Source organism: Neisseria sp. P0007.S010, assembly GCF_051962875.1.
GTDB classification, from domain to species: Bacteria; Pseudomonadota; Gammaproteobacteria; order Burkholderiales; family Neisseriaceae; genus Neisseria; species Neisseria subflava_A.
On the sequence record NZ_JBQCUX010000013.1, the window covers coordinates 38,898 to 59,888 of the forward strand.

Consider the following 20,991-nt stretch of genomic DNA (forward strand, 5'->3'; position numbering starts at 1 on the left):
CCTTTTGGTTTAATAGGCAATCGTATCGGCAACCTGTGACAAACCGTTTTCCAACGATTCGAGCATGGCGGTATAGCCGTCGCCTTGCTGCGGCGTGATGGCGTTAAACGGTTTGCTGCGTCCGTCCGGCCATTGTGCATAACCGCTGATGGTGGTCTGCCCCTGATAGCTGCCTTGGAAGGCTTCGATATAGACTTTCAGGGTTTGGCTGCTTTGGCTGCGTGAAGCAGGCACAAAGGTGCGATGCGAATTGAGGCGGTTGAGCTTGTTGCTGAGGTTTGCTGCCAACGCGCCATCGAGTGGTGCCGCCCAAAGGTGGTTTTTCGCCAGATTCACATGATAGGCGTCGGTTTGGTAAACGAGGCCGCCGTTGGCAAGCGGTTCGGCAAGGTTGACTTTGACCGCGATTTCGTTGCCTTGTGCAGCCGGACGGATATATTGGCTGTCGGGTAGGACGAAATATTGTGTGCTTTGCGCGGTGCCGCAGGCGGCAAGCGTCAGGGCGGCGGCAATCGGGAAGAGGCGCATTATCGGCTTCCTTTCGGGATGGGGTCTTTGCTGCTGCTGTTGAAAATCAGCGCATTGGGTTTTTCTTTCAAAGTATTAATCACGGGTTGAACGTCTTTTAAGGTTTTGTCCAAACTTTGCAGCGTATTTTGCACGTCGCCGTAGATGGGCGATTGCGGCGATACGCCTTGCAAGGTTTGACGCAATTCTTTCAGGGTTTGGTTCAGCTCGTTCGGAATGTTTTGTGTCTGCGGTTTGCCGACCAGTTTGTCAATAGAGCTTAAAGCGGCATTGGCAGATTTGAGTGTGGACTTGAGTTCGGCAAGCGAGCCGTTCAAGCCGGAAACGGTTTTATCCAATGGCAGATTGTTGAACTTGTCTAACAAGTCGGCCACTTTTGCCTGCAAATCATCCAAACCGCCGCCTTGGGTTGCGATAACGGTATCGCCGGCATAAACGGTATGCGGTCGTAGCTTAGGCGAGGCGGAAGGCTGATCGTTCAACTCAATCATTTTGCTGCCGGTCAGCAGGTTGTTGCTGGAGATGGTGGCAGTCAGGCCTTTGTTTAAGGCCGTCTGAAATTGTTGTTTCCAATGCTCTTTGCTTTGCTCGTCGGCATTGATTTCCAAACGGGAAGGCTCGATGCGGATGCGCACGGGAATCCAGCCGTTTTCAAACAAATGCAGGCTGTCGTTGCGGTCGAAATAAGGAACGTCGGAAACCACGCCGACATTCAGGCCTTTGTATTCGACGGGCGAACCGGCAGTCAGACCGCGTACGGATTGCTTGAAAAACGCAGTGTAATACAGTGAGCGGTCATCAGGCAGATTGGCTACTTCGCTGCGGCTGTCATAAAGCGTGAAGCTGTCTTCGCTTTTGACGTTTTTGCTGTCGCTTGTTTTAGGTGAGTCAAAGGAAATCGCGCCGGATAGCAGGGCAGCTAGAGGGGCGGAATTGAGTTTGACACCGCTGCCTGTGGTTTCGATATTAATGCCGCTTTCCAGCCAAAAACGGCTGGCGGAATTAATCAGTTTGTCATTGGGGCTTTGGATGAAGATGGTGTAATGCACGCTTTGGTCGGACGGGTCGAAATGCGCGCTTTCTACTTGGCCGACCATAAAGTTTTCATATAAAACCGGGCTGCTGACGTTGAGGATACGGTCATTTTTGCCGATCAAATTCAGGCGCAGGCCGCTTTGACCGATGGCGGCAATCGGCGGAATGTCTTGGACGACAAATACATCTTTGGTTTCTTGGCTTTTACCCGGTGTAAATGCAATATATGAGCCGGAAAGCAAGGTTCCCAAGCCGGTAACGCCGCTTTGGTCGATGCGCGGTTTGACCACCCAAAATTGGGTATCGCTGCGGATAAGGTCTTTGGCGTCGGCGCTGAGCTGGGCAGTAACTTCCACGCCTTTTTGGTCATCGCGCAATTTGATGCGGGTAACGCGTCCGACATCGACGTTCAACACTTTAATAATGGTGTTGTTGACTTCGATGCCTTCGGCGCTGTCCATCAATAAGGTAACGACAGGGCCGCGGTTGCGGATGTCTTTCACCAAAAGCCAACTGCCGGCAATCAGTGCAATCAGCGGAATCAGCCACACGACAGACGTGAAGACATTGGTTTTCTTGACACGCGCTGGGGCGTGATAATTGGGTGAAGAATCGTGTTTTTTCATTGTGTTAAGGTCTGGTCAGAATCAAGGCCGTCTGAAAGCTGCTGTTGCTTGTCCCAAATCAGACGGGGATCGAAATAATAGGCCGAAAGCATGGTCAAAATAACGACCAGGCAGAAGTAAATCGCCGCACCACCCGGCACGACGCGCGCCATATTGGTGTGGAACGAACTCATCAAAATAATAATCACAAAAATATCAATCATCGACCAGCGGCCGATGGATTCGGTAATCCGATACAAAACCGACATCTTGTCCGCGCTCATCACGGGTTTGAAGTATGCGGAATAAATCAAAACCGCCATCGCGATAATCTTCAATACCGGCACCATAATGCTCGCGCTGAAAATAATCACCGCAATCAACCGGTCGCCGTCGTCCCACATATAAACAATGCCGTTGAAAATCGTATTGATCTCCAAAGCCGTCGGGTTGGACGAAATCATAATCGGCAGGATGTTGGCAGGGAAATACAGGATAAACGCCGCCACTAAAAACGCCAGCGAAATGCTCAGGCTTTTCGGGCGGCGACGGTATAAGTCCGCACCGCAAACGCCGCAAGGCTGCTCGTCTTTATTGCGGAAATACAGGCAGCGGCTGCAACAGATTTTGTCCTCAGAGGCCGTCTGAACCGCATGGCCGCCGGTTAAACGGTGAATCTTATAATAAACCCAATGCTGCGGAATCGATACCGAAGTCCGAATCAGCATGACCGACAGCGGAAACATCAGATAAAACGCCGAGCCGAACTCTACCGTGGCAACGGACGAGAGTTTGATATACGCCACCAAAGTGGAAATAAAAAACACATCCACCATAATCCAATGACGCAGCCGTACTAATACGCGCGTTGCAAAGCGCAGCGCAGGGTAGGCCCTTTCGCGTATCAAGGCCGTATAAACATAAAGGCAGAGCAGCAAAAACAGTAAGGGCGCGCCGAAGGTGAGGATAAACATCACTTCCGCCAGAAAACCGTAATCCAGCGAAATCAAAAGCCGCATCATTTGCGGCAACGACAAAATCGATGTCACGCCGAACAAATCCACGCGGATATACACCATATTGTACGCGAACGCCATTAGAATCAAGGTTGTCAGCGCATAGGCAATTGGCGCGATATACGGATTGTTTTCCACCTCCACAATTTCATGGTTGCACACCGGACAATGCGCTTCCTGCCCCTGACGCAGGCGCGGAATATCCATACGGCAGCCGCAATCCGGGCATTCCACCGTATGTGCAGGCAGCGTCGCATCAGGAAGATAAGACTTGTAGCGCCACCAGCGATGGTAGGCAGGAATCCGTTTCATGGTTCGGCAGGGGATAAAGAAGGTGCAAAGAGTGTCGCATTATAAAGGAAAACAGAAGGATAGCCCAAATTTAGGTCGATATTTGATTGAATGGCGGCTGCTTAATAAGGTTTGGGCCGTCTGAAAAGTTTGAAAAGACTTCAGAAGTTTATTGCTATGGACCGTTAAATTTTATTAATAGGTCTTAGTTTGGTTTATTTCCATTAGGATAAAAATAAGATATATTCTCAATATTTAAAAACACGATAATCCTTGTAGATTTGTGGAAGGTACGCGGTCAACGAACCTGAAGTAGGCTAAAAATTATCTTCTTTGTTTTTAAAACGATTCTTTTCAAATTAGACGGATTTTTAACCATAAAGGCCGTCTGAAACCATCTGAAACTATTAGTCTCTTAATTCAAAGTAAACATCATGAGTGAAACACAAGAGCTGACTTTCGCCAAACGCTTAAAAGAGCAAACCACAGTTACACACGACAGCGTTGATAACTTGGTTATGTCCGTTCAACCTTTTTCCAGCAAAGAAAACTACATCAAATTCTTGAAACTTCAATCTGTTTTCCATAAGGCCGTCGACCACATCTATAAAGATGCCGAATTGAACAAAGCCATTCCAGAGCTTGAATACATGGCGCGTTACGATGCCGTGACTCAAGACTTGAAAGACTTGGGCGAAGAGCCTTACAAATTTGACAAAGAATTGCCACACGAAACCGGTAATAAAGCCATCGGCTGGCTGTATTGCGCCGAAGGTTCTAATTTGGGCGCGGCATTCTTGTTCAAACACGCTCAAAAACTCGAATACACCGGCGAATTCGGCGCACGCCACCTGGCTCCTCATCCGAACGGACGCGGCAAACACTGGCGCGCTTTTGTCGAGCATCTGAACGCTTTGAACTTGACTCCCGAAGCCGAGGCGGAAGCCATTCAAGGTGCGTGCGAAGCGTTTGCCTTCTATAAAGTGATTTTGCGCGAAACTTTCGGTTTGCCGGAAGGTGCGGAAGCGCCTGAAGGTATGACGCCGCACAGACTCTAAAAAATAATTAAATCAAACAGACAAGGTCTCGGCGTAGATGTTTGCAGAGACCTTTAATTACACTACAAAGTTTTGTTTGAACGGGTTGCTGTCTTATACCTACTCAGATTTGATTCTCTTTTAAAAATTCCATTCACCACCTAATGACCATTGATGAATATTACGCATTGCATAGGGTGCATTGCTACGGTTGTGACTATAACTATAATTCAAAGTAGGGGTAATGCCTTTATAAGATAATTTGTTGTGACTAAGATTGATAGAGAGCGCGCGCTCCCGATTGCGTTGCGGCTCCGTACCGAATGCCATAATGCCTTTATAGCGACGGTTGGCAAATGAAGCGGTAAGTCTGCTGTTAAGCCCACCTAAAACCTGCCATTGCTGTATCCAACCTATATTGAAACCGTTGCGGTGGTAGGCTGCATTGTTGACGGTATTACGTATGTTTTTGTTTTCAGGAACAAAGCGGTTGTATTGCCAACCGCCGAACAGGGTCGTACTGCCAAAACGGCGCGCTAGGGAAAGATAAGTACTGTCGTGCCAACCATCGTTGCGCAGTGCACGATCAGTTTCCCGATAGTTTTGGCGGTAGCGCTCCAGTGAGTGATAAAGTTGTGTTGCGTTACCGAGATTGACCATATGTGAAAGCTGTACGCCAACACCGTGTGCCAGCATATACGGCGCGGCGCGACGGTTATTTTCTTTTTTGCTGTCAAACTCGCTGCTGCCTGCCAACTGTGCCTGATAAAACGGTAAAACGCTGATGGTTTGTTTGCCATCCTTGCGCTGCCATCCCAAATAAGCCCTGCCGAACGCATCGTCGTAAGCCGATTGACGGTCGAAAAAATAGCTTGTGCCGCTGAGGTTGGTGCGGAATTTGATGGCGTGATGCCCATGCAATGGGGTGAGTTTTTCGGTGTTCAATTCGTAATTCAAGCCGTTGGCACTGACAGGTAAGGTAACACTGCATGCGGTTTGCCCCCTTGTTTCGATGCAATAACGCGGAGCAGCGTTGTTGGCATTATCGTTATGCACGGGGCTGATTCCACCAGACCATTTCCATTCTGTCTGCCGTTTGACGGCTTCTTGAAAACGTTTGACATTTTCCAAAACAGGGGCAGGTATATCGTGTTGCGCGGCATGACGAAAATGCATCGTTGCCTCACCCAAGCGATGGTCCTGAAACTCTGCTGCTGCCAAATCCAACAATATGCGGTCGTCTGAAACGTCAGATTCATAAAGGGTACGATAACGTTCGACCGCTTCGGAAGTCCGTCCTTTCAACTTTGCCAGCAAAGCATCGGCACGTGCAATCAGTTTGGGATTGTGGTTGGGCTGTTTACGGTAAAGGGCGACAAGCGAGGAAACCAGGTCTGCGCTATTGCCGTTAAGTGCTTGAACCAGTGCGTCTTCAAGAATATGCGGGTTTGCCGCTAAAAAATCATCATTAACCAGAGTTGGTCTGCCTATATTCTCATTCTTTTCAGGCGACCTTTCCTCCTCAGATAGAATATCTAACCATTGTTTCTGTTGTACTTGTACAGCAGTATTCTGAGAAGAAATATTCTGCCGAACACCCTCTTCGGGAAATTCAGCAAAGGCTGCTGACGGCAATAGGTAGCACAAAGAAGCTGAGACAATTTTTTGTTTTATTTTTAGCATTTAAAGTCATCCGAAATATATGTATATCTGAGGGCAAATCGTTTCTAATAAGGGATTTGCTCTTATCATAAAACTGCCTGAAACATCTCAGGTGATTTTATTTTTGCATAAAAAATACAGATTCGTATTTAGATTTATCATTATAACGGCAAATTTACGAAATAAATATAACTTATTTATTTTTATAGGATTATAAATTGCGTAAATATATTTAACAGAGAGAGGATGGCATAAAGATTCACCCTAACTACTGATATAAAAAATATTGGTATTGCTAAAATAAAATATTTGTTACACAATATTGCATATTATTAGTAATACTTATCATTATTGTATCTGAGAAGCTTGTATTTTAGAGAGATTGGTTATGAAAATTAATGTATTTATAGTGCCTATTGCAACTACCTTTATTTTGACTGCATGTGCAGGTGGAGGTGCATCTGAACCCAAAGTTCCCGTTGCTATTCCGACAGCGCAACCTATCGCCAATGTTAAGTTGAGCGATGAAAGCAGTGCGATACAGACCATCAATACCCTTTCCGGTAAAGGCGGCAGTCTGCGTGAAGCGGAACTCGAAGTGAAAACATCATGGGGCTACAGCTATACCGATAAACAATATGTCTATCAAACCCCTTCTGGTAACTATTACAACATTAGTTCATATTCTGATCCGATTGTCCCATCATATTCCAGCCCGTCTTATGCCCTTCGTACACGCCATGAAGGACAACCTTTATCTGAGGGTGGCAAACTGTTTGTCTGTTGCAGTAGTTCGGGACAGTTCACCAATGCCCCTGCAACCAAACATGATCACCTTAAATTTGGCGCATGGATAAGTTCAGACGGTACGGCAGACCTGTTTGTCGGCGGCAAACCTGTCGGAACGGCAAAACCGTCTTATTACACTCCGTCTGACAGTACTGTGGCAAAAGGCAAGACTACATACGAAGTTTGGGCTGTCCGCGTCCGCAACGGCAATATCGTTACCTCAACCTACGATCCGGGCAAATCCTCCGGGTCGTCTGAAAAAAACACGCCCAAACTTTCACTGCTGACAGCCAATTTCAACACCAACAAACTCGGCGGCACGATTTTAGGTAATGCTGATTACGGTCCGGACGTTGTGATGAAAGATGTAGGCATCAACGGCGTTGATTTCTCAGGCACTGCCGAATCCGATGGTAAAAACGGCAAAGTCGAAGGGAAATTCTTTGGTCAATTTAACGGCGATAAAACAGAAGTCAGTATAGGCGGTAAAGTTACCTTTGATGCCGATAAATCGTTGGATACCGTGTTCGGCGGCGTGAAGAATGATGACGACCGCAATACGACGGATACAAGTTTGACACCTGTCAGCAAGTAACTGCACATCAAGCATTCCAATAATAGATAATCAATATATATTAAGAGGCAAAAAATGTCCTTCCATTTTAAACCTGTACTGCTGGCAGCTATTGTCAGCCAAACTTTCCCTGCCTTAGCGGCCGATCCTATTCCTCAAGCTTATCAGGAGTTGAATGAAGTCAAAGTCATTGGCGGCCGCAAAGTACAAAAACTCGGTGAAGAGAAAATCCGCCGTCAGGCTTTGGATAAACAAATGGTCTCCGATGAAAGCGACTTGGTGCGTTACGATCCAGGCATCAGCGTCGTTGAAGGCGGACGCTCAGGTTCTAACGGTTTTACCATACGCGGTGTCGATAAAGACCGCGTTGCCATCAACGTGGACGGACTGGCACAAGCAGAAAGCAGGTCGTCTGAAGCATTCCAAGAGTTGTTCGGTGCATACGGCAACTTCAATGCAAACCGCAACACTTCCGAACCTGAAAATTTCTCGGAAGTAACCATGACCAAAGGCGCGGACTCGCTCAAATCCGGCAGCGGTGCATTGGGTGGTGCCGTCAACTATAAAACCAAATCCGCAAGCGACTATGTTTCCGAAGAAAAACCCTACCACTTAGGCATTAAAGGCGGCTATATCGGACGCAACAGCCAAAAATTCAGCAGCATAACCGCCGCGGGAACCTGGTTGGGTCTGGACGCATTGATGGTCTACACCCGCCGTTTCGGTAAAGAAACCAAAAACAACAGCGACGCTGCCGATACCGTCATCACCGACAACAAACAAAGCTGGAGTCCGAATGCCGGCAGTACCAACTACGGCAGCCGCGGTATAGCGCGCAGCAAACCTGACCCTCAAAATTGGGAAAACATAAGCACCCTGTTCAAGCTGGGTTACAACTTCAACGATCAAAACCGTATCGGCTGGATTTACGAAGACTCTCGTACCGACCGCACAACGACCGAATTATCTAATATGTGGGCGGCAAACTGGAAAGGCGAGGCACTGGGCGATACCCGTTCCCGTCAAGATATTTCCTACCGCAAACGCATCGGTTTCGAATACAAAAATCAACTTGACAAAGGTCCATGGGACAGTCTTAACCTACGTTACGACCGTCAAACCATCGACATGAGCACTTGGACCTGGGATTTGCCGACGGATTATAATCGCAGCGGTGTGAACAGCGACGTGTACCATATGTTTCGCAACATCCGTCAAAAAAATACCCAATTCGGTGCCGATGCCGAAAAACAAATCGACTTTTCCAAATTGGTATGGGCAATGCAATACGGATTGGGTGGTTCCCAAAACGACAACGGCAATAGAGATCATAGCTATTGGGTACGCCTATACGACCCGAAATATCAAACGTCCAACAACCAAGAATTGACTATGCTGGTCGAAAGCTCCTCCAAAAACCGTTTTGCCTACTGGAACAACACCTTCCAATTCGGCGACAGCAGCCAATACCGCCTCAATGCCGGGCTTCGCTACGACAACAGCAGCAGCAAAGCCAAGGACAACCCCAACTATACCCCTGCCATCCGCGGTCAAATCCCCTATCTTGGCAGCGAGCGTAAACACAGCGGTTTCAGCTACGGTTTAGGATTAGACTGGAAATTCACGCCGCGTCTGAATCTTTTGGCAAAATATAGCACTGGCTTCCGCGCGCCGACTTCAGACGAAACCTGGCTATTGTTCCCGCATCCTGACTTCTACCTTAAAGCAAACCCTAACCTTAAGGCAGAAACCGCCAAAAACTTCGAACTGGGACTTGCCGGCAGTGGCAAAGCCGGAAACTTTAAACTCTCCGGCTTCCAAACCCGCTACCGCAACTTTATCGAACTGACCTACATGGGCGTGTCCTCAGACAACCCCAACAGCCCTAATTATGCACCGATTTCCGACGGTACCGCATTGGTCAGCTCACCCGTTTGGCAAAACCAAAACCGTTCCTCCGCATGGGTGAAAGGTTTGGAATTTAACGGCACATGGAACCTTGACAGCATCGGTTTGCCGCAAGGCACGCACGCAGGTGTTAATGTCAGCTACATCAAAGGCAAAGCCAAACAAACCAACGGACAGGAAATCCCGATTAACGCCCTTTCCCCGTGGTCTGCCGTTTACAATTTGGGCTACGATGCTCCCTCCAAACGCTGGGGTATCAATGCGTACCTGACACACACCGCAGCTAAAAAACCGTCTGACACCGTTCACAGCAGTGATGATTTGAACAACCCATGGCCATTTGCCAAGCACAGCAAAGCCTATACGCTTTTCGACCTGACAGGCTACGTCAACTTGGGCAAATACTTCACCCTGCGCGCCGGTGCGTACAACATCGGCAACAAAAAATACTATACTTGGGAATCGCTGCGCAGCATCCGCGAATTTGGTACAGTTAATCGTGTTAATAATAAGACACATGCAGGTATAGAGCGTTTCTCTTCACCAGGAAGAAGTTACAACTTTACACTTGAAGCTAAGTTCTAAGGTAATTAGAACAGAAAGGAAGGTTGGTACAGCTACAGCACCACCAACGGGGTTGACCGCGATGGCAAAGGCTTAGACCGCTACCGCGCCCCAGGCCGCAATTACGCCGTATCGCTGGAATGGAAATTCTAAGCAGTTAACGGATAGCTAAAGGCCGTCTGAAAGTTTTGATGACTTTCAGACGGCCTTTTTTAGTTAAAACGAAATCTTTAAACGGATAACAACGGCTGCTGCCGAATAATCGCGCGGATAATGGCGCGGTTGGAGTGTAGCGCGGTTCTCAGCCTTTGCGATAGCGGATGGGGCAAGCCGAGTATTTCGGCCGCAATGGCGGCGGCGCAGATGGGTGCTGTCGCCAGTCCGCGCGTACCGTGTGCCGTATTGATGTAGGCATTGGGCAGGTAAGGGCAGGGGATATTGTCGAGGCGGTAGTTTTTGTCCAATGCCAGCTTGGCATAGGCGGACTGCATGGCGGCGATGTCGCCGAGTGCGCCGACAACGGGCAAATGGTCTAGGCTGTCGCAACGTAGGGCGGCATGGCCTTGTGTGTTTTGAAGGCCGTCTGAAAACGAATCTTGCTCAAATAGGGATTGTGCCAATGGGGGATTGAGCTGTTGCAAGGTGGCGCGGTTTTCGGTTTCTTCGTGCGGATACCAAGTTTCATCGTTGCTGTTGAGGACAAATGTCGCGCCGTAGCAGTGGCGGCCTTGCCAGCTCGGGCTGATGTAGCTTTCGCCGGAAATGGCGCAACGCAGTTTTTGTGAAAACGGGCTGGCGGATACAACGCCGGTTTGTCCGCGGATTTGGCGGAAAGGCAGGGCGGAGACGTTGGTGTCGGCGGCAGTCGGGCTGTGCGCGCCCATGCAGTAAACAATATGGCTGGCGTTGAAATGCGTGTCCGGCGTGTGTGCCGTCCATTGTGTGCCATCATGCGATACGGCGGTCAGCGGCGAGTGTTCATGTAACTCAATCAGCGGATGATTCAATAAGGTATGAACGACGGCAGGCGGATTCAGCCATACGCCTTGCGGCCAATAAAGGCCGTCTGAAAATACGTCCATGCCTGCAATGTGCGCAGCCTCTTCGGCGGATACGCTGCGGTAGAGGTGTTTATGCTGGTGTTGCAAACCCAAGGCCTGATTGCGTTTGCGTTCGCTGTCGTCAAAATTCAAATGCAATATGCCGTCGCCGCCCCATACGTCGGAGTCGGGCAGCAAGTCTTCCAACAATCGGCGTGTGTAGCCGTAGCCTGTCAGCAGCAGCTCGGTTTGTTCGGTATCGTGTGGCGAGATTTTGGCGTAGAGCAAGCCTTGGCGGTTGCCGCTGCCTGCATGCGCCGCTTTGCTTGCCTCCAAAACCGTAACGCGTACGCCGTGCTCCGCCAGTTTGCGCGCGGTCGCTGCGCCGGCAATACCTGCACCGATAATCAGGACGTGTTCGGGTGCGGCTTGATGTTCAGGCCGTCTGAACCAAGGTTTTAGAAGAGTAGGCGCAGATTGCGGTACGGCTTCGGTTTGCCATTCGATATGATGGAAATGTTCGTGTAAGCGGTCGGCGCGGTGTGGCGGAACCAGCCAGAGATGCACATCAGGCAATAGGTTTTCTAAAACATTGACGCTGTTGAACTGAAGGCATTTCACGGATTGAGCGAGACGGTTGTTCAGACGGCCTTCAAGCTCGGAGGGAAGATTTGACAGCGGAAAATCGGGAATATGGTTTTCAGGCAGGCAGACAATCAAATAAAGTGGCACGGTATGTTGTTCGATCGCGCGGCAAAGGGTAGCAAGGGAAGGCGTGGTGTTCCAAGCAAGGCAGGTCATGATGAAGGGCCGTCTGAAAAAAGAGGCTTTATTGTAACGCGGTTTGCGCGGATAGAATATCCGAACGTGTTTTGATAGAATCGCATGATATTTTGATTTCCAATTGATTTTCATACAGGAATTTTATGCGCCGTCTTTTATTGTGCCTTCTTGCTTCCGGCTTGCCCATCGTTTGTTCGTCCGCGCCGCCGGATAACGGCAACAAAGCCGTTCAGTCCGAACGCTGGGCAACGCCCGTCAAACACGATGCCAACCTTTATCGTATTGACGACAAGCTTTACCGCAGCGAGCAGCCTGTTGCCGAAGATGGTGAAGCCATCGTCAAGCTGGGCATTCAAAGCGTGATCAACTTGCGCTTTTTTGACCGCAACGATGATGACCATTTGAAAGAGCATGGTTTGACCTTGCTAAACCGTCCGTTGCTGTCATGGAGCATTAAGCCGAAAGAGATTGCGGAAATCCTATACCTGATTGAAAAACAACAGCAAAACGGCGCAGTGCTCATTCATTGTTATCATGGCGCAGATCGTACCGGTTTGATTGCTGGAATGTACCGCATCATCTATCAAGGCTGGCCGGTGGAAGAGGCAAAAGCCGAAATGCAACATGGTCCTTACGGTTATCACAGCATTTGGAAAAACATTGCCAACCTGTTTACCGAAGAGAAAGTCAAGCAGGTTAAAACGCACTTGGAAGCCTTGCGCAAACGCGGTTAACACTAGGATTTAAATGATAAAAGGCCGTCTGAAAGAACAAATCTTTCAGACGGCCTTTTAAATGGCAGATTGCTTAAATTACAAAATCCGTAGTCGATAATTGAATGCTTTGATCCATATCGGCAGACGGAGTTTTGGAAGAGCGGCCGACAGGTTTGGCCGGTACGCCGACAACGGTAATCGAAGATGGTACATCGGCAACCACCACGCTGCCTGCGCCGATTTTGGCATTTTCGCCGATGCGGATATTGCCCAAAATCGAAGCGTTCGCACCAATCATTACGCCATTGCCGATTTTCGGGTGGCGGTCGCCGCTTTCTTTGCCCGAACCGCCCAGCGTTACGCCGTGGAGGATGGAAATGTTGTTGCCTAAGACGGCGGTTTCGCCGGCCACAAAACCGGTGGCATGGTCGAGCATCAGGCCGTGACCGAAACGGGCGGCAGGGTGAATATCGACACCGAAGACTTCCGACATGCGGTTTTGCAGGAAATACGCCAGCGTTTTACGGCCGTTTTGATAGAGCCAGTGGTTGATACGGTGCGCCTGTACGGCGTGGAAGCCTTTGAAATACAACAGCGGCAGTGAATATTCATCACAAGCCGGGTCGCGCTCGTAAATAGCTTTCAAGTCGGCCTCGACACATTTGCTGATACGGGTGTCCACGCTCAAAGCCTGCTGATAAATTTCAAACAGCGCGCGCACGTCCATAATCGGGCTGCCGAGTTTGCTGGAAAGATGGTAGGCAAGTACCGAATCGAGCGAATCGTGGCGCAACACGGTTTGATGCAGGAAGCTTGCCAGCATCGGTTCGGCCGTGGCGGCCGCTTCGGTTTCTTCGCGGATGGTGTGCCACAGATCAAAATCGGTTGAATTCAAATGGTCTTTTTTCATATTCGAGGCCGTCTGAAGAATAAAATCAGATGGCTATCTTACCGTTTTCCAACGTCTTTTAACAAGGCATTTGATAATCGGTATTCAAATGCTTGAAGTTTTTTCAGACGGCCTTATATATAAAACATCGAATATCAACACGCTAAAAGGATATCAGAAATGACGGAGCATAACGAACAACATCAACACGAAGCAGAAGAAGCAGCAGCCGTTGAAACTGCCGAAACCGTTGAAGCCAAACAAGCAGAACCGACTTACGAAGAGCTTCAGGCGCGTGTCACCGAGTTGGAAGGCCAACTCAAAGACAGCGAGCTGCGCGGTTTGGCAAACGAGCAAAACCTGCGCCGCCGCCATCAGCAGGAAATTGCCGATACGCACAAATTCGCCGGACAAAAATTTGCAGCAGAAATGTTGCCGGTTAAAGATTATCTCGAAATGGCGCTGCTCGACCAAAGCGGTAATTTCGACGCGCTGAAAATGGGCGTGCAAATGACGCTGAACGAATTGCAAAAAGCGTTCGACACCACGCATATCAAAGAAATCAACCCGCAACCCGGCGACAAACTCGACCCGCACCAACATCAGGCGATGCAGACGGTCGTCAGCGAGCAAGAGCCGAACACCATCGTCAGCGTCATGAAAAAAGGCTACGCCCTCTCCGACCGCGTACTGCGCCCCGCGATGGTTATCGTAGCGAAAAAAGAAGCCTGAAGGCACCGCTTGATAAAGTTTATCAAGCATAAAATCTTCAGACGGCCTTATCCGGTTTCAAATCCCGATGTTCCGCTATTGGAAAATCATTCCGATAAACCGGAATCGGAAAATTAAAACCGGCCATCTGAAAAAAGAATAAACGGCTTGTGGATAAATAAATCAAGTACTTGAATTTAATTTAAAAAAAAATTCAAATTAAGCCTTGAAAAAAAATGAAGCAACCTTATTTACAAGCCATCGGAACGAAATGTTCCACAGGATTATTAATTTAGAAAAGTTTATTTATTAGGAGCAACATAATATGGCAAAAGTAATCGGTATTGACTTAGGTACAACCAACTCTTGTTTGGCCATTTCTGAAAACGGTCAAACCAAAGTGATCGAAAATGCAGAAGGTGCACGCACCACTCCTTCCGTTATCGCTTATTTGGACGGTGGCGAAATCCTCGTCGGCGCGCCTGCAAAACGCCAAGCGGTAACCAACGCTAAAAACACTATTTACGCCGCCAAACGTTTGATCGGCCACAAATTTGAAGACAAAGAAGTTCAACGCGACATTGAATCTATGCCTTTCGAAATCATCAAAGCCAGTAACGGCGACGCATGGGTGAAAGCGCAAGGCAAAGAGCTGTCTCCTCCTCAAATTTCCGCAGAAGTTTTGCGTAAAATGAAAGAAGCTGCCGAAGCTTACTTGGGCGAGAAAGTCACTGAAGCCGTGATTACCGTTCCTGCCTACTTCAACGACAGTCAACGTCAAGCGACTAAAGACGCAGGCCGCATCGCAGGTTTGGAAGTAAAACGTATCATCAACGAACCGACCGCTGCCGCTTTGGCATTCGGTATGGACAAAGGCGACAACAAAGACCGCAAAGTAGCCGTATATGACTTGGGTGGCGGTACTTTCGATATTTCCATCATCGAAATCGCCAACATCGACGGCGACAAACAATTTGAAGTATTGGCTACCAACGGCGATACCTTCTTGGGCGGTGAAGACTTCGACCAACGCTTGATCGACTACATCATTGACGAGTTCAAAAAAGAACAAGGCATTGATTTGAAACAAGACGTAATGGCTCTGCAACGTCTGAAAGAAGCTGCTGAAAAAGCCAAAATCGAATTGTCCAGCGGTCAGCAAACTGAAATCAACCTGCCATACATCACTATGGACGCAACCGGCCCGAAACACTTGGCCATGAAAATTACCCGCGCCAAATTAGAAAGCCTGGTTGAAGACCTGATTGCCCGCTCTATTGAGCCTTGTAAAATCGCATTGAAAGATGCCGGCTTGAGCACCAGCGACATCGACGACGTGATCTTGGTCGGCGGTCAGTCCCGTATGCCGAAAGTACAAGAAGCCGTTAAAGCCTTCTTCGGCAAAGAGCCGCGCAAAGACGTGAACCCTGACGAAGCCGTTGCCGTAGGCGCAGCGATTCAAGGCGAAGTATTGAGCGGCGGCCGCAGCGACGTATTGTTGCTGGACGTAACTCCTCTGTCTTTGGGTATCGAAACCATGGGCGGCGTGATGACCAAGCTGATTCAAAAGAACACTACTATTCCGACTAAAGCGTCTCAAGTGTTCTCAACTGCCGAAGACAACCAAAGCGCAGTAACCATCCACGTACTGCAAGGCGAACGCGAACGCGCTTCTGCCAACAAATCTTTGGGTCAGTTCAACTTGACCGACATCGCACCTGCACCACGCGGTATGCCACAAATTGAAGTTACTTTCGACATCGACGCCAACGGTATCTTGCACGTTTCTGCCAAAGACAAAGGCACCGGTAAAGCGGCCAATATTACCATCCAAGGTTCTTCAGGTTTGAGCGAAGAAGAAATCGAACGCATGGTGAAAGATGCCGAAGCCAATGCTGAGGAAGATAAAAAGCTGACTGAATTGGTCGCTTCCCGCAACCAAGCCGAAGCCCTGATTCACTCTGTGAAAAAATCTCTGACTGACTACGGCGACAAACTTGACGCTGCCGAGAAAGAAAAAATCGAAGCTGCGTTGAAAGAAGCTGAAGAAGCAGTTAAAGGCGACGACAAAGCTGCTATCGATGCCAAGGCCGAAGCTTTGGGTGCAGCCAGCCAAAAATTGGGTGAAATGGTTTACGCTCAAGCGCAAGCCGAAGCCCAAGCAGGCGAAAGCGCACAAGCCGAACCGTCTTCCGCTAAGAAAGACGACGACATCGTAGATGCCGACTTTGAAGAAGTAAAAGACGACAAAAAATAATTGATGCCGTCTGAAAAAAAGCGCGAATCGAAAGGTTCGCGCTTTTTATTTGAATTATTCATAGTAAAAGGTCATCTGAAAGCTTTTCAGACGACCTTGGTTTTAGAAATCTTGACAGACAGGAAAAAGATATAACCCATTGAAAAGACAAGGTTGGGCTAATCTGTTTGTACCTATTCTGGAAGCGATTTTTTCTTTTTGGATTTTATGTATTTCAAGAACATCAGTTCAACCAGGGTACACATAATTAACACTTCGACCCAGTCGGGAAGAAAACGGTCTACTCCAAAGAAATACTTCGGATTGATGATAAGGCTTAAAATCAAGTTCGCAAGGAAAACAGTAAAGCTGGCCGCAAAGCACATAATCAGCAATGCCTTCCAGTATTGTTTGCTGAAACTTGCGAGCAACTTCAGGTTTTTCTTATAATTTTCCCAAAAATTTTTCATGCCCTTATCCTTCTTATAAAGTTTGGGATTGTTCCGTATTTAATTTGAAGAAGAATCTTTCGAAGAAGCATCTTTCTGTTTGTACTGAATATATTTCAGGAATGTCCATATCATCAAGCTTACTGCGACGAGGCTTTCGATAATTTCTGAAAGGAAATATTCTTCCCCTAAAAAATATTTCGGATTGATCACATAGAGACTCAAGATAGTGTTCACCCCGATGACAATAAAGTTTACAGCGAAGCTGATGACCAGTAGGACCTTCCAATATTTTTTGGCAAAAGTTGCGAGCAACTGCAAGTTTTTCTTATAATTTTCCCAAAAATTTTTCATGCCGTTATCCTTCAGTATTGTTGATAAAGAATCCGTATCCCGTAAATATTTTCGGGATACGGAGTTTGATCGGCAATGATTTAATAGCCAAACGATCTTCTGGCGACAAACGAACCTAATCTGCCTCCTAAAACTCTACCTACGTTGGCTCCGATAGCACCACCGGCAGCCATACCGCCCGGTCCCGCAATCGCGCCTAACGCCATTCCGGTAAAGCCGCCGGCAAAAGCACCTGCTCCGGCACCAACCCAGCGGCCGGCTCCTGAAACCGCGCTTCGACTGAAATTAAAACCGCCGGAAACTTGTTGTAAATCATCCATGTTTAGTGTTTGCATATTAGCACTCCAAAATGAAAAATGGGGTGAAAAATAGCAAGCGTTTTCATCCGTTTGCTGTTGTATTGACAGTGCAAGTATGTAGTAGTTTTTTTTGAAATTATTTTTTAAGTTATATTAAAAAATGAAAACATAACGGATAGTCAAGAAATGATTAAATTTAAATTGGTTATATCATCAAGACAGCAAGACAATATTAAAAACAAGCTTCCAAGTTGCGATAAAAGGTCGTCTGAAAACTTTTCAGACGGCCTTCGGTTTATCTGTCAAATAGCGCTTTGCCGTTTTTCTTGTGCCAAACGGGTTGGCTCCAGCCAGGCAATGTTTCTTTCTGCCAGCGCATCACGCCAATAATCCAGTTTGGTATCTAAATCTTCAGAGAAACTGTCTTGATTCAAAAGTTGAACGATAACGCCGCCGTCCGTAGCTTCGGCCAAGCGGCTGATTTGACGCAAAATGCCGCGGTCGGGAACAGTTTGCGTGCGTATGCCGATGAGAAGTTGCGCCGGAGTTTGTTTCAATTCGGCTTCTAATCGTTCCAAATCTTTTCTGCCGGCGGCCACGCCTTTGTCTATCCATTCTTGCGCCAAAACGCCGGAAAACCAAAGCGGCTCAGACCATTCCGTTTCCAGTGTAACAGCCCATTTAGGCGCATTATTCAGCGTAATTTTGGATGAAACAGGAACGATGTTTTCCTGAAAATCATCGGCATCGACAATCTTCGTTTGCCATGTGCGGAGGATATTTTGATAGTAGGGCTGATTCAAATCCAAACGTTCGCGAAGGATTTTTAAAGTAATCTTGCAGGCCAGCCAAGCAATCAAGCGCGGCAGAATGCCATAGCAGACAATGCTGCCGATGAGTAAACCTGCCCAAGCGCGTGCATCTTCGATATGATTATTTAGACGGCCTGCAATCACAGCCTGACTGTCAGGAACAGGAAAGCCCAAACGTTCCGGCAGCCATGACAAAGCCTCAACCGTTTTCACCAATGCCGTATTGCTTAAAAGCGTACTTTCCCAGTTGAACGTATATTGACGCACCAAAAGCAGCAGCAAAACAGAAACCAACATTCCCGACAGCGTGCAAAGCCACAGGCCGTGTGAAGTTGCACCAATCAGCCAACGTGTTTGCGGTTTGCGCCATTCGTCCATGTAAAGCCGCAAAATTGCCTGATTGACCGGGTCTTTTCCACGGAGCCAAGTTGCCGGACTGCTGATAAAGTGCACATTTTTCAAACGCAGGAATAAAGTCGCCAGCCACACCAGCAGCATGACTGTATTCATGCCCAAAATCCCAGCCAAGACCAGAAAAAAGTTCAGCCCCTGATTGTCCATCAAAAGATAAGTACTGGAAAAACCGACCGTAAACAACAACGTCGCCGCAACAATCCAAAGCCAAAACGAGCCTGTCTCCACCTGTTGCAACACATATTTCAAATGCTGGTCGCGGTCAATAATTTGGGCACGGTGTATCAGTTTTTCCTCGTTGCCGCCATCAATATGTCGCAACGCTTCCGTCGCCTGAACGGGATCTCCCGGAAAAATATAGGCACGTTCTTCAAGGATACGGACCAATTCGACAAGTTTTTGCGATGGATTCAACATAAATGATAGGCCGTCTGAAAGATAAGTGGAAACGTCTGTTATACCCCCAAATAAACCCCTTTTTTGCAAAGGTCAAAAAATTAAAAGCAGTTTTGATTTTGAATAGGGTATATAGTGGAATAGATGTAAAAAAAAAGCAGCCCGAAAGCTGCTCATTTTGAGTGTGGTGCGGACGGAGAGACTCGAACTCTCACACCTCGCGGCGCCAGAACCTAAATCTGGTGCGTCTACCAATTTCGCCACGTCCGCACTAATTTGAACCGTGGATTATACACAAGATTAATGGGGGCGCAAAGTCTTGTTTGCTTGAATTTTTCGGTTTATCCCTTATATAATGATTTATTCCGGCCGTCTGAAAGCAGGGTTTGTTTTCAGACGGCCTCAACTTTACTATTGGTGAGGAAGGGCAGATGCCTGCTTTATTGATTAAAGATTTTTTGCAGACGCAAGGTTTGAAGTTGCCTGCGGATGATATACATGTTGCTTATTTGACTACCCAGGCTGTGATTAAAATGGGCAATGCTTCGGTTGAGCGTTCGATTTTGTGGCCGTCTGAAGACGGTTGGCAGTTGGCGGATTATGTTGATGCCGAACATGAATGGTTGCTGAAACGGATTTTTATGGCTTTGGATTCGGTTGCCGAGCGCACCGAGCATTTGAAAAGCGCAGCGGTTTATACAGCGTTTCCGAAAGATGGCGCGTTGTCTCTGGTTCGACTGAGCCGTTGGGGCGTGCCGTTGGAAAATGTGATTCCAATCGACGAGCAGGCCGGACAGGCTTTTTTGGCTGTGCGTACGGCGCAAAGCGGTTGGATGAATGTTTGTCAGAATGTGGCGTATTGGCAGGAAATTGGGGAATTGTCGGACGAACGCAGTCATCTCGGCTTGAGCCAGATTTCAGTTCCTGTCTGTATGCCCAGCGGTGCGGTTTTGGGTGTAGTACATGCCGAGTTTGATGTCGAAGACGGCGCGTCTGACGAAGTATTGGTGGCTTGGATTGCCCTTGCCTTGGCCCTGTCGGATTCTTTGAAAAATCTGTTGGGCGTGACTGAAAACGAGGAAGCGGAAAATGAGTAACGCCTTGAAGTTTGTTGCGTCATGCCGTTTGCCTACGGAATGGGGCGAATTTACCATGCACGGCTTTGAAGAAGAGGGCGGTCAGGAACATGTCGCATTGACGATGGGCGATGTTTCAGACGGCCTGCCTGTGTTGTCGCGTATTCATTCCGAGTGCTTGACCGGAGATGCTTTATTTTCGGTGAAATGTGATTGCGGTCCTCAACTTCAAGCAGCGATGCAGGCCGTTCAAAAAGAAGGGCGTGGCGTTATCGTATATTTGCGTCAAGAAGGCAGGGGCATTGGTTTGATAAACAAAATCCGTGCTTATCGTCTGCAAGATCAGGGCTTGGATACGGTTGAGGCCAATGTAGCGCTCGGCCTTCCTGTTGATGCGCGCGACTTTACTTTGGCCAAGCAGATTTATGATTATCTGCATATTCGTGAAGTCAGATTGTTGACCAATAATCCTGAAAAAATCCAAACGTTGAAAGATTCCGGCATTAATGTGGTCGAACGGATTGCATTACATGTCGGCGAAAATGTGGAAAATGAACGTTATCTGCATACTAAAGCGGATAAATTGGGGCATTTGATTTTCGATTGATAGAACGGTATAACGGTAATTTTTGCGGTTAAATAAAATATTCTATATTCTTTCAATGGGATATATTTTTATTTAAATAAAAACCTTGCGCGTAGCCTGATTTTTTGATTTAATGTCGGCTTATCGGGTGATTAGCTCAGTTGGTAGAGCGTCTGCCTTACAAGCAGAATGTCGGCGGTTCGACTCCGTCATCACCCACC

General features: G+C 47.8%; 18 protein-coding genes and 2 tRNA genes. 9 read left to right on the forward strand and 11 right to left on the reverse strand.

The genetic code is table 11. The features are described 5' to 3' along the window. Positions 1 to 9: 9 nt before the first annotated feature. The 3 genes from ACTHR7_RS09495 to ACTHR7_RS09505 are packed head-to-tail and all read right to left on the reverse strand — an operon-like array spanning position 10 to position 3,496. Entirely contained in the window at positions 10 to 528 is a 519-nt protein-coding gene (locus tag ACTHR7_RS09495) for a PqiC family protein (protein ID WP_296184098.1), read from the reverse strand. After that, the gene (gene pqiB / locus ACTHR7_RS09500; RefSeq protein ID WP_440370716.1) at positions 528 to 2,189 is read right to left on the reverse strand and encodes an intermembrane transport protein PqiB; all 1,662 of its coding nucleotides are present in this window, start codon (positions 2,187 to 2,189) and stop codon (positions 528 to 530) included. Before pqiB ends, ACTHR7_RS09495 begins: the two co-directional genes overlap by 1 nt. Further along, the gene (locus tag ACTHR7_RS09505; protein ID WP_440370717.1) at positions 2,186 to 3,496 is read right to left on the reverse strand and encodes a PqiA/YebS family transporter subunit; all 1,311 of its coding nucleotides are present in this window, start codon (positions 3,494 to 3,496) and stop codon (positions 2,186 to 2,188) included. The genes pqiB and ACTHR7_RS09505 overlap by 4 nt, the downstream gene beginning before the upstream one ends. Positions 3,497 to 3,909: 413 nt before the next feature. Between ACTHR7_RS09505 and ACTHR7_RS09510 the strand changes: the two genes are divergently transcribed. Continuing rightward, entirely contained in the window at positions 3,910 to 4,533 is a 624-nt protein-coding gene (locus ACTHR7_RS09510) for a biliverdin-producing heme oxygenase (protein ID WP_070461963.1), read from the forward strand. 120 nt (positions 4,534 to 4,653) lie between these two features. Here ACTHR7_RS09510 and ACTHR7_RS09515 read toward each other — a convergent pair whose 3' ends face one another. Next, entirely contained in the window at positions 4,654 to 6,195 is a 1,542-nt protein-coding gene (locus ACTHR7_RS09515) for a surface lipoprotein assembly modifier (protein WP_440370718.1), read from the reverse strand. Between the two features lie 367 nt (positions 6,196 to 6,562). Between ACTHR7_RS09515 and ACTHR7_RS09520 the strand changes: the two genes are divergently transcribed. Both ACTHR7_RS09520 and ACTHR7_RS09525 read left to right on the forward strand, forming a co-directional pair. Continuing rightward, positions 6,563 to 7,558, forward strand: a complete 996-nt coding sequence (locus ACTHR7_RS09520; RefSeq protein ID WP_107792000.1) for a Slam-dependent surface lipoprotein — start codon at positions 6,563 to 6,565, stop codon at positions 7,556 to 7,558. 234 nt (positions 7,559 to 7,792) lie between these two features. Beyond that, entirely contained in the window at positions 7,793 to 10,030 is a 2,238-nt protein-coding gene (locus ACTHR7_RS09525) for a TonB-dependent hemoglobin/transferrin/lactoferrin family receptor (protein WP_440370722.1), read from the forward strand. A 209-nt stretch (positions 10,031 to 10,239) separates the two neighbouring features. Here the strand turns inward: ACTHR7_RS09525 and mnmC are convergent, their stop codons facing one another. Continuing rightward, positions 10,240 to 11,850, reverse strand: a complete 1,611-nt coding sequence (gene mnmC, locus ACTHR7_RS09530; protein ID WP_293208564.1) for an FAD-dependent 5-carboxymethylaminomethyl-2-thiouridine(34) oxidoreductase MnmC — start codon at positions 11,848 to 11,850, stop codon at positions 10,240 to 10,242. A 125-nt stretch (positions 11,851 to 11,975) separates the two neighbouring features. Between mnmC and ACTHR7_RS09535 the strand changes: the two genes are divergently transcribed. Next, positions 11,976 to 12,566 carry a tyrosine-protein phosphatase gene (locus ACTHR7_RS09535; RefSeq protein WP_293208561.1) on the forward strand — a complete coding sequence of 197 codons (591 nt, stop codon included), beginning with the start codon at positions 11,976 to 11,978 and terminating at the stop codon, positions 12,564 to 12,566. 73 nt (positions 12,567 to 12,639) lie between these two features. Here the strand turns inward: ACTHR7_RS09535 and cysE are convergent, their stop codons facing one another. Next, positions 12,640 to 13,458 (reverse strand): serine O-acetyltransferase, encoded by an 819-nt coding sequence (cysE, locus tag ACTHR7_RS09540; RefSeq protein ID WP_293208558.1) that lies wholly within the window; start codon positions 13,456 to 13,458, stop codon positions 12,640 to 12,642. A gap of 159 nt (positions 13,459 to 13,617) precedes the next feature. On the opposite strand from cysE, the gene grpE reads away from it, so the two are divergent. Together grpE and dnaK are read left to right on the forward strand one after the other, a co-directional pair. After that, positions 13,618 to 14,169, forward strand: a complete 552-nt coding sequence (gene grpE, locus ACTHR7_RS09545) for a nucleotide exchange factor GrpE (RefSeq protein ID WP_293208555.1) — start codon at positions 13,618 to 13,620, stop codon at positions 14,167 to 14,169. Positions 14,170 to 14,473: 304 nt separating this feature from the next. After that, positions 14,474 to 16,405, forward strand: coding sequence for a molecular chaperone DnaK (dnaK, locus tag ACTHR7_RS09550; protein WP_107867460.1), 1,932 nt, complete (start codon positions 14,474 to 14,476; stop codon positions 16,403 to 16,405). A gap of 173 nt (positions 16,406 to 16,578) precedes the next feature. Here dnaK and ACTHR7_RS09555 read toward each other — a convergent pair whose 3' ends face one another. The 5 genes from ACTHR7_RS09555 to ACTHR7_RS09575 form a co-directional block, all read right to left on the reverse strand. Continuing rightward, complete coding sequence (locus ACTHR7_RS09555; RefSeq protein ID WP_070646718.1) at positions 16,579 to 16,854, reverse strand: hypothetical protein; 276 nt, start codon at positions 16,852 to 16,854, stop codon at positions 16,579 to 16,581. Positions 16,855 to 16,893: 39 nt separating this feature from the next. Continuing rightward, entirely contained in the window at positions 16,894 to 17,187 is a 294-nt protein-coding gene (locus ACTHR7_RS09560) for a hypothetical protein (RefSeq protein WP_070583845.1), read from the reverse strand. 80 nt (positions 17,188 to 17,267) lie between these two features. Next, complete coding sequence (locus ACTHR7_RS09565; protein ID WP_070646719.1) at positions 17,268 to 17,522, reverse strand: hypothetical protein; 255 nt, start codon at positions 17,520 to 17,522, stop codon at positions 17,268 to 17,270. A 266-nt stretch (positions 17,523 to 17,788) separates the two neighbouring features. After that, on the reverse strand, positions 17,789 to 19,129 hold the full coding sequence (locus ACTHR7_RS09570; RefSeq protein ID WP_440370719.1) for a DUF2868 domain-containing protein: 1,341 nt from the start codon (positions 19,127 to 19,129) through the stop codon (positions 17,789 to 17,791). A gap of 164 nt (positions 19,130 to 19,293) precedes the next feature. Beyond that, positions 19,294 to 19,378: transfer RNA gene (locus ACTHR7_RS09575), tRNA-Leu, on the reverse strand. A 161-nt stretch (positions 19,379 to 19,539) separates the two neighbouring features. Here ACTHR7_RS09575 and ACTHR7_RS09580 point away from each other — a divergent pair. The 3 genes from ACTHR7_RS09580 to ACTHR7_RS09590 all read left to right on the forward strand — a co-directional run bounded on the left by ACTHR7_RS09580 (position 19,540) and on the right by ACTHR7_RS09590 (position 20,989). Further along, complete coding sequence (locus ACTHR7_RS09580) at positions 19,540 to 20,205, forward strand: hypothetical protein (RefSeq protein ID WP_440370720.1); 666 nt, start codon at positions 19,540 to 19,542, stop codon at positions 20,203 to 20,205. Continuing rightward, positions 20,198 to 20,791 carry a GTP cyclohydrolase II gene (gene ribA / locus ACTHR7_RS09585; RefSeq protein ID WP_003685106.1) on the forward strand — a complete coding sequence of 198 codons (594 nt, stop codon included), beginning with the start codon at positions 20,198 to 20,200 and terminating at the stop codon, positions 20,789 to 20,791. The genes ACTHR7_RS09580 and ribA overlap by 8 nt, the downstream gene beginning before the upstream one ends. Positions 20,792 to 20,916: 125 nt before the next feature. After that, positions 20,917 to 20,989, forward strand: a tRNA-Val gene (locus ACTHR7_RS09590). The last annotated feature ends 2 nt before the right edge of the window (positions 20,990 to 20,991 follow it).